The 8,685-nt window shown below is 54.9% G+C and carries 8 protein-coding genes; 3 read left to right on the top strand and 5 right to left on the bottom strand.

Annotation, left to right across the window (positions count from 1 at the left end):
* The 5 genes from B9A13_RS06790 to B9A13_RS06770 form a co-directional block, all read right to left on the bottom strand.
* Window positions 1-577: MBL fold metallo-hydrolase (locus B9A13_RS06790; RefSeq protein ID WP_143806898.1), on the bottom strand; the 577-nt coding region annotated here is incomplete at its 3' end.
* Between the two features lie 80 nt (window positions 578-657).
* Window positions 658-1,212, bottom strand: a complete 555-nt coding sequence (locus B9A13_RS06785) for a DUF1097 domain-containing protein (protein ID WP_159448050.1) — start codon at window positions 1,210-1,212, stop codon at window positions 658-660.
* Between the two features lie 150 nt (window positions 1,213-1,362).
* A complete protein-coding gene (locus B9A13_RS06780) occupies window positions 1,363-3,348 on the bottom strand; it encodes a sodium:solute symporter family protein (protein WP_084234370.1) in 1,986 nt (661 codons plus the stop codon).
* Between the two features lie 81 nt (window positions 3,349-3,429).
* Complete coding sequence (locus B9A13_RS06775) at window positions 3,430-4,257, bottom strand: N-acyl homoserine lactonase family protein (RefSeq protein ID WP_159448049.1); 828 nt, start codon at window positions 4,255-4,257, stop codon at window positions 3,430-3,432.
* A 566-nt stretch (window positions 4,258-4,823) separates the two neighbouring features.
* Window positions 4,824-6,185 carry a sigma-54 interaction domain-containing protein gene (locus tag B9A13_RS06770; RefSeq protein WP_159448048.1) on the bottom strand — a complete coding sequence of 454 codons (1,362 nt, stop codon included), beginning with the start codon at window positions 6,183-6,185 and terminating at the stop codon, window positions 4,824-4,826.
* Window positions 6,186-6,324: 139 nt separating this feature from the next.
* On the opposite strand from B9A13_RS06770, the gene B9A13_RS06765 reads away from it, so the two are divergent.
* The 3 genes from B9A13_RS06765 (at window position 6,325) to B9A13_RS06755 (ending at window position 8,609) form a co-directional block, all read left to right on the top strand.
* A complete protein-coding gene (locus B9A13_RS06765; protein WP_084234367.1) occupies window positions 6,325-7,113 on the top strand; it encodes a DUF169 domain-containing protein in 789 nt (262 codons plus the stop codon).
* A gap of 369 nt (window positions 7,114-7,482) precedes the next feature.
* Window positions 7,483-7,944 (top strand): MaoC/PaaZ C-terminal domain-containing protein, encoded by a 462-nt coding sequence (locus B9A13_RS06760; RefSeq protein WP_084234366.1) that lies wholly within the window; start codon window positions 7,483-7,485, stop codon window positions 7,942-7,944.
* Window positions 7,945-8,117: 173 nt separating this feature from the next.
* Window positions 8,118-8,609, top strand: coding sequence for an HD domain-containing protein (locus tag B9A13_RS06755; RefSeq protein ID WP_242942805.1), 492 nt, complete (start codon window positions 8,118-8,120; stop codon window positions 8,607-8,609).
* Window positions 8,610-8,685: the final 76 nt, after the last annotated feature.

Raw genomic sequence — 8,685 nt, 5'->3', positions numbered from 1 at the left:
CCGACTGCCCACCCGGGGTATGCCCGGGGGTGTAGAGCAGGTGAATACCCGGGAAGATGTCGAACACGTCCCCGTCCACAAAGGCGGGGTTCAGTCCTTCCAGATACTCCGGATTGTAGAGAAACTTATAGCAGGCCGGGGCGTTATGTACTCCGTTCCACTCGTCCTTCTGGACGATCAGCTTGGCGTGCCTGAACATCTGGGCCAGAGGGCAGTGGTCGTGATGCAGCTGGGTGAAAATCACCGTGTCGATGTCGTCGGTTGTAAGCCCCGTGGCTTCCTTAAGGGCCTCGGGCATGGGCTTGATCCCTTCGCAGGGGTAGCCGTGGGCTTTGAAGTCCTCCACGGTGGGCCCCGTGTCCACGAGGATGTTGTGCCCCGTCACTCCCCGGATGAGGAAGCAGCCCCCGTAAATCGTCATGGTCTGATCGTAGTACAGAAGGTAGGTGAAGATCCCCTTTGTAATTCCCTCCGATTTCATTACCGGGATGGGGAGCACCGTATAGGGGTAGGGCTTCCAGTCCGGCAGCACGGGCCTCTGCTTGGTTTTGACTTCCGGCATTCCGTATCCGCTCATTGCAAATCCTCCTTTATTAAAGTATGGCAATTCTTCCAATTACAGTATACATTTTCGCAGTTTGCAGGGCAAAGAGAAGTTCAGCGCTCCGCTTCTGCGGATTCCGCCTTCGTCTCTTCCGGTGTCTCCGGCTTTTCAGAAAAGTATTTCATCTTCTGCATAAGCCTTCCTCCTTCGGAAATTGCGACTCCCAGAAGAAAACCGCCCGTCAGGGAACCGATTACGCCGATGAGGTTCTGGCCTCCGGCACAAAAGGTCATTGAAAGACCGCCGAAAATCATGGGGACCACGCCGAACACCGTATTCCCCAGCAAAATCATGTGCAGGCCCACGCAGAGGGTCGTGCAGATCCCCACGACCACAAACATGGACACGGGAGCCGTGAAACCGGCGCCCATCATTTTCCCGATAAAAAACAGCATGACCATTCCCCAGGCGACTCCCGACAGCATGCTGAAGAAAAAATGGGGAAATTTCTTCAGCGGAGCCCCCACCCCGAAGTAGATCGGCAGAGCTACGAATGCCATCCACATGATGTTGTGCTTCATGATCGGCAGATTGGCGTAAATAATGCAGAACAGCCCGCTTGCCAACCCTATCCAGACAGTCCACCACCATAAGTAGCGCTTATTCATCTTTTTACTCCTTTCCCAATGTGTACCAACGTTCAGCGTCGGCAAACTTCCGCCGGCGCGGCTTGCGGCAGTGCGCATTCCTCCGGCGGCTCACTGCATACGGGATAAAGGGAATACGCGTGCAGCCGGATGTCGAATGCCTAACCGGAATTATACGGCTTTCTGCGCAAACTCCCCGACCGTCTGCTTGGCTTTTTTCGTCGCGTAATACACGCGGCGGAGCATACCCGCTTCTCCCACATAACCTTTGCGGAACAGGGCGGAATTGATGGCGATGATCTGCCCGGCTGTCTTCCCCTGCTCCGTAAGCCACTTGATTCCTTCCTCCTGCGACGCAATCAGTCTTTCCAGATAGTTCAGGGTAAACGGCGTGAGCCGGAGGGCCTCCAACCGCCTCTCCGTGTCGGTCCCGGCCGGCAGAGCCGCCTTTCCCGTTTCCGTGATGGAAAAGGAATAGAATCCCGCGCCGGAAAGCTTTTCTCTTTGGATATATCCTCCCCGGTCCAGCCGTTCCACGCACCGGCTTGAAAAACGGGAATCCCGGCCGGAATAGTCCACGATCTCCACCATCTGATCGATGCCGGAAGCAATCAGCTTAAGAATTTCAACATCCTCCGGCTCGGGTTTGAGGGCTTCGCGCCTCCCGGTTTTCGCGTCCGCGTTCCAGTCCGGGGCCCCGTAGTATTTGGACTTGCAGAAGGGATTGAGAAGAAGGGCCAGGCCCAGCGTGACGATCAGTCCTGCGATTCCCACGTGCATATACTGGCTGATTCTCCAGATACCCGTGATATCGTCCAGCACGGTGAGTACCGCCATGACGAGCATGCCGGCAAGAACGGAGTAAAATGCGGCCGTCGGTGTGAGTTTTCTCCAGAACACACCCAGCACCAGAAGCACCGCCGGCGGGCCGAGCCAGGCGTTGGCAAAAGCGAACAGGTAGGTGGGCCCGCCCGGGAAAAAGCACAGGATCAGCGTCACGATCCCGATGAGCAGCATGATGAGCCGCGTGGGCTTCAGCATCTTTTCCGGGGTGGCGTCGGGATTGAAGTTTCTCTGATAAATATCCCGGCTGCCCAGCGAGGTGGCTCCGATCAGGGCGGTGGAACCGGTGGAAATCGCCGCCGCCATGGTGGACACCATCATGAGCGCGCCGATGAACGCGCCGAGATTGGCAAGCATAAATCCGTATGCCGCGGTTCCGGCAAGGGTCCCGATGGGCTTGAAGGTGGTGGGGTACAAGGTGGCGATAAAAGATCCGGCAAGGCAGAGCGGCAGCATCAGCAGGGGAACCGCGACAAGGGAGGCGGAGATCATGCTCCGCTTGGCGGTCTTCTCGTTCCGTGCCGACGCGATCCGGAGATAATAGTAGTTGCTGCCCCAAATTAGGAAGAAGCCCAGCAGAATGGAAAACGTGAGTACGCTGGGATACCGGAGCGAAACCGTCGACAGACTGTTTCCGGTAAGGCCGCTGGTCATCCAGTCTCCGGGGCCCGGCCAGTTGGCCTCCAGAGCAGCCAGACCGCCGGTCCTGTAGGCAACGAGAATGACAAACAGGGGAATCAGGATCACACCCATGATTCCCTGAAAAATGTTGGTGGCGTTGACCGCCCACATGCCGCTGAAGTAGGTGAATATCAGCATGACCACGAAGCATGCCAGCACGGCAATCCAGGTTTGGATGCCGAGATACGCGGACAGGGAATTGGCAAAGGAGGCGATGTTGTTTGCCAAAATTCCGCTCATCCCCAGCAGGCCTCCGATGGCGGTGATGGTGCGCACGCGGCCGTCAAATCGGGTCTCCATCCATTCGGAAAGGGTGGTTGCGCCGCACCGTCTGGCAACGCTTCCCATGGCAAGCGTATAGATGATATAACCGATGGTGAGGCAGATTGCCCATGCCGCGGCGCCCCAGAATCCGAACAGCATCGCAAAGTTGGGCAGCAGCACGAATATGGTGCCGGCATAGATGATCGCCAGCATGGAGGTGGCGCCCACGAAGGTGCCGGTCTCACGTCCGGACAGTACGAAATCCTCCGCGTTTTTGGTCCATCTCTTGGTTGCATATCCGATGGCAAGCAGCAGAAAGAGAAAAATAATCGCCAGAACGACAAACGATAGATACGCCGATGTTGTCATAGTCTTCTCCTTTCAAGCGCGCTGCGCTTAAAGATGATGGAATGCAACTGACGCGTTTTTTTATTCTCTGAAAGTCTCTCTTTACGCAATATCATGCTTTACAATCGCTTCCGGGTCGTGTCCACAGAGGATGTACCGCGGTTCGTACTTCTGCGCCAGAGCCTTCATTTTGTAAAAGCTGTCGCAGGCGGCAAAATGGTCGTAGATCAGGCTGGTATATTTAAAATGAGCGCCTTCTTCCTCCGGCGCGGGGGTTATGGCGATCTGTTTGCCGTCCAGCAGCGTCATCCTGTCCAGCTGGGGAAACAGGACGCAGGGAACGATGGCGAGATCGCCGACAATGATATATTTCCCGCTCTCTGTGGGCACGACGATCATCTGGCTTCCCAGGGTGTGTCCTCCTGCTTTGTAAAGCTTCAGGCCGTTGGAAAGCTCTATGTCGTTGTCAATAAGGCAGAGATTGGTGTACTGCAGGATATCTTCTTTCGTCCTGTCGTCGAAATCGCCCCGGAGCTTCTGAGAGGGAAGCTGATGAAACAGATTGGCAAACTCGTCCTTCTGGACATATGTCAGCTTGTCTTTGAAGTGAACCGCGGCTCCGGCATGATCGTTGTGCAGGTGCGTATAAATAACCGACGTGATGTCGTCCGGCCCAAGGCCTTCTCTGGCCAGCGCCTCGAGGACGAATTGGGTTCCGCCCTCGGCGGGATATCCGCCCCAGGCGCGGCTGTTCACGATATGCTCCTCGTGAATCCCCGCGTCGACCAGCACGTTTTCTTCCCCGTTTTGCAGAAGATATCCCAGATAGGGAATGTCAAGCATAAGGCCCGCGTCCAGTCCGGGAGTAAAAAACTCCTTCGGCATGGTGATCTTCCCGTAATAAAGCGCCTTGATGGTCCAGTTTTTCATATGGATTCCATTCCTCTCAATCATTTTAATAAAGACTGATCTCCCGGCGGCACCGCCTTTCGTATCTGCATCAATGAACCCCTCTGCCGGCCGGCCTCGATCCATCGCGCTTTATACTTTGAGCAAACGATATGCCAAACAACCCCCCCGCGGGAAAAGCCGCGTATTGCAAGGAATGATCATACCCTTTTCCTTCCGCAGCCAAGAATTATTTCACTGAAAGTGTTCAGTTTTTTGTTTTTCCCGTCCTTTCATCGACGGGCACATGGCGCTGGCCGCAAGGGATTGAACACTATTTGAACATTGTACAGCCTGAACAGATATTGATTGCGGCCGCCGAGTGTCGGCAAAAAAACGGCTTGGCCCCTGCCGGACAAAACCCGGCAAACCCTTGGAATTGAAGAACCGGCCCGCCGCGCCGCTCCGCCGGCATGCGATTTTATCCGGGGGTGAATTGGCATTTCGTTTGCTGTTTAAAAAAGCGGAAAATAAAATCTCCCCTGATAAGAGCGCATGGCGGCTCTCTGCAGGGGAGAAGCAGGCGGCGTCAGTTCCACAGGGGCTCCTCAGTACAGCTTATATTCCTTCAGAAGCTTGTAAAGCGTGGTCCTCGAAATTCCCAGCTCCTTGGCGATAATGGATTTATTGCCCTTGCGGCTTTCTATGTATTTCAGCATTTCCTCCCGGCTGGAGGGAATCCGTGCTGCCGCCGGATTCAAACCGCCTGATACGGCGGCGGGCTCCGGCAGCTTGTGGGTCAGCAACTGTTCCACGTGTCTTGCAAGGAGCGTGTCCTCGCCCTGGGCGCGGTTCAGCGCGGCTTCCATGACATTGCGCAGTTCCCGCACGTTTCCCGGCCAGTCGTAGTTCAGAAACAGAACCATAACCGCGTCGTCCACATGGCTCACCGTCGTATTCAGCTGCGCGTTCAGCGTGGTCAGAAAGGTGGATACCAGCAGTGGGATGTCCTCCTTGCGCTGCCGGAGCGGAGGAACGTGAATCTGGATGATGTTGATCCGATAATACAGATCTTCCCGGAAAAGCCCTTTTTTCATCTGTTCCACCAGCGGGACATTGGTGGCGGCGATCACTCTCACGTCGATGGGGATCGGCTGCTTTCCTCCGATCCGCTCCACTTCCGATTCCTGCAGGGGACGCAGCAGTTTTGGCTGCAGGGCCAGAGGAAGCTGGCTGATTTCATCCAGAAACAGCGTACCGTGATTTGCAAGCTCGAATTTACCGATTTTCCCGGCCTTGCTGGCGCCGGTAAAGGTTCCTTCCACGTATCCGAAAAATTCGGATTCCACCAGCTCCGAGGGAATGGCGGAACAGTTGATGCGCACCATCCGCTCCGCACTTCTGGGACTGAGGGAATGGATGGCGTGAGCGACCAGCTCCTTCCCGGTGCCGGTTTCGCCCTCGATGAGGACCGTTGATTTTGAGCGGGATACCAGCACGATTTCCTCTTTGAGCTTCCGCATGGGAACGCTGTCCCCGATGAGATTGTTGATGCTGTAGCTGCATTTTGCCAGACTTTGAATCTTTGCATCCCTTTCCGCCAGCTCCTGGGACAGGCGGATCACCTTATTGGCAAGGTCGGTGGCAAACCGCAGTCCGGTCATCCGGGTGATGCTCAGTACGCCGTTGAACCTGCCCTCGTCGAAAATGGGAAAGGAGGAGCAGAACAACGTTTTCCCGTTGATTGTGACGGTATAGTCCATGACCGGTTTCTGCGTCTGAAGCGTCGTGATGGAACCTGCTTCGGGAACAACGTCGTGCAAACGGTACTTATGGGCGTCCTCCAGGGGGATACCTGTAAACTCGGACCATTTCGAATTCGCATAGACATAGCGGCCGTTCGTATCGGTAAAACAAAGCGCATCCAGGGAATTAAGAATGGTATTTGCCATTTTTGCCGTAAGCCGCATGTGATATCGCACTCCTTCCATAATTAGTAAGTCATTTTTGTCTATTATAACACTTGTTTATGGGCATATCAATGAAAAACGTATAATTTTATAATATAAAAATATTATAATAAATTACATATAAGAGAGGGGATCCATTATGAACCCGCAGACTGAAAAACTTCATGAAGCGCTGACCTCTTACATCCGGCCGCTGTCCTTTCCCATCGCCCTGAAGTTTCTGAAAAACGAGGCATATCCCATGAAAGTCCGCCGCCCGGCTTCCATGGGCGGCAAGCTGACTTTGTGCCAGGGCTGCTCCATTGTGAGAAAATACGGTTGGGTCATGGGCTTCGAGATGGAAGACTGCGCCTGCGGCCCGCAGCTTGCCCATTTCGGCGCCATTCCGTACACGGAAAAGCAGCGGGAGGGCGGCATCATTTATCCCATATACACAAAAACGCCGGAGGGAGCACGCAATTGCGAGGCGCTCCTGCCCAGGCTCCCGGAGGGAATGTACGACAGAATGATTCTCGCGCCTTTGGAAAAAGCGGAGTTTCGCCCGGATGTTATCATCATCTACGTCAACCCCGGACAGGCGGCAAGGCTGATACAGGGAGCCGTATTTTGTTCCGGAGAGCCTATCGCGACCCTTTCCGCCGGAAGATGCGCCTGCGTTTCCGAAATCGTCGTGCCGTTTGTGAAGAAGGGCTACAGCTGCACCATCCCGGGAGGCGGAGAAAAGATGTTCGCTCTTACGGGGGACGATGAAATGGCCTTCTCCCTTCATGCCTCCAGGATCGACGAACTGGCGGAGGGTTTGGCGTCAACCCATAAGAGCGGAATCGGCCGCTATCCATGGCCGGTGGCCGGAGTAAGGGCAAAAGCAGCCATGCCCGATTCCTATAAATTCCTGGAGGAACTGGCCGCCGCCAGGTACCCGGAATAAAAGAACCCCCTCCGCTAAACAGCTGCCCGGGTTTCCGGGCGGTTTTTTATATATTTATATAAAATATATCTTTTATATGGATAAAAAACCGGGTTCAGAACACTTTGTCAACTTGAAATATGGCGGATACCTTGCTACAATAGGCTTGTGCGCCGGCACACCGACGAGGGGCGGCAGGTTTCGGATTGCCGGAAACCGGTTTATATCTTTCCGGACCCGGACTGCGCGGTGATCCTGGCACGCGGTTAAAAGGTGTTTATTGAAACCTTGCGGCGGAAAAAATGGGACGTGGGCAAGCATAAGGCAAACACGTCCCTCCCCGCTCCAAAGGCATGAATAAAAAGTAAAAATATTTGGGAGGTAAAAAAAATGAACTACACGCTGAGAGGAAAATACCTGGAGGACTTTTCGGTCGGTCAGATCATCCGCACCGGAGCGCGGACGGTATGCGAAGGGGACGTGAGCCTGTTTGCGGGACTCACGGGCGACTATAACCCCCTGCACACCAACGAGGAATTTGCGAAAACGGAAACTGTTTTCGGCACCCGTATCGCTCATGGTCTTCTGGGACTCACCATCATGTCCGGCCTTCTCAACCAGATGGGCTACATGGAAGGCACCTGCATCGCTTTCATCGAGAGCAGCGAGAGATTCAAGAGCCCCCTCCTCTTCGGGGACACCGTCTACTGCGAAGTGGAAATTACCGATATCAAATACACCAAGAAGCCCGACAGAGGCATCCTCACCATGTCCAACAAGATGTACAACCAGCGGGGCGAACTGGTGACGGATCAGACCCAGGTCCTGATGATGAAGAGAAAGCCGGTATAAACTGGTTTTGCTTTTCTCTCCCGGCGCAGTTTTTCCCATTGCATTCCGGAATGAAAAGGAGTATCATTACAAAGATCATTGGATCCGCGGATCCGCTTTGGATACGGCCGGCGCTTCTGCCGGCGGAAGCAGAGGATACCGCTTTTATTCCATAGGCAAAGGATGAACATACGTTGGCATTGTCGCAAACCGATAAGCGTTATTTTAATTCCTGCGCGCAGGATGTCCTTCAAAGCGCCGAGGTGCGGAAGATGAATGCCTATTTTCAGCACCTTGGGGTTTCCCGTCTGGACCACTGCATTTCCGTCGCCGCCTGCAGCTTCCGGCTGAGCATTCTCCTGGGTCTGTCCGTGGACCGCAAGAGCCTCATACGGGGCGCCCTGCTCCACGACTTCTTCCTGTATGACTGGCGGGAGCAGTCCGGCCGCAGGGGGCGGATGATGCACGGGTTTACCCATCCCCGGGAAGCGCTGAACACGGCCCAGGAGCATTTTGAGCTCAGTGAAACGGAACGGAACATCATACTGCGCCACATGTGGCCCCTCACCGTCGTTCCGCCCTCCTGCCGCGAGGCTTTCATCGTGAGTGCCGCGGACAAAATATGCACTCTGCGGGAACTGCTCCGGGTGCGCAGGAAAAGCGCCCGGGTTGCCGTCGGCGTCTAGCGCGCCGGCACGGGGCATGTAAAAAGTACATAGTACGCGATTGAGCGGCGGGGACTTGTTAAGTCCCCGCCGCTTT

The sequence above is a fragment of the Papillibacter cinnamivorans DSM 12816 genome (assembly GCF_900176335.1).
GTDB lineage: Bacteria > Bacillota > Clostridia > Oscillospirales > Oscillospiraceae > Papillibacter > Papillibacter cinnamivorans.
The sequence above is the reverse complement of the archived record's forward strand: the minus strand, read 5'-3'. Positions and strand labels throughout refer to the sequence as shown.

Coding starts and splice junctions, on each gene's coding strand:
- B9A13_RS06785 (WP_159448050.1), bottom strand. CDS start 1,212: ATGAATAAGCGCTACTTATGGTGGTGGACTGTCTGGATAGGGTTGGCA.
- B9A13_RS06780 (WP_084234370.1), bottom strand. CDS start 3,348: ATGACAACATCGGCGTATCTATCGTTTGTCGTTCTGGCGATTATTTTT.
- B9A13_RS06775 (WP_159448049.1), bottom strand. CDS start 4,257: ATGAAAAACTGGACCATCAAGGCGCTTTATTACGGGAAGATCACCATG.
- B9A13_RS06770 (WP_159448048.1), bottom strand. CDS start 6,185: ATGCGGCTTACGGCAAAAATGGCAAATACCATTCTTAATTCCCTGGAT.
- B9A13_RS06765 (WP_084234367.1), top strand. CDS start 6,325: ATGAACCCGCAGACTGAAAAACTTCATGAAGCGCTGACCTCTTACATC.
- B9A13_RS06760 (WP_084234366.1), top strand. CDS start 7,483: ATGAACTACACGCTGAGAGGAAAATACCTGGAGGACTTTTCGGTCGGT.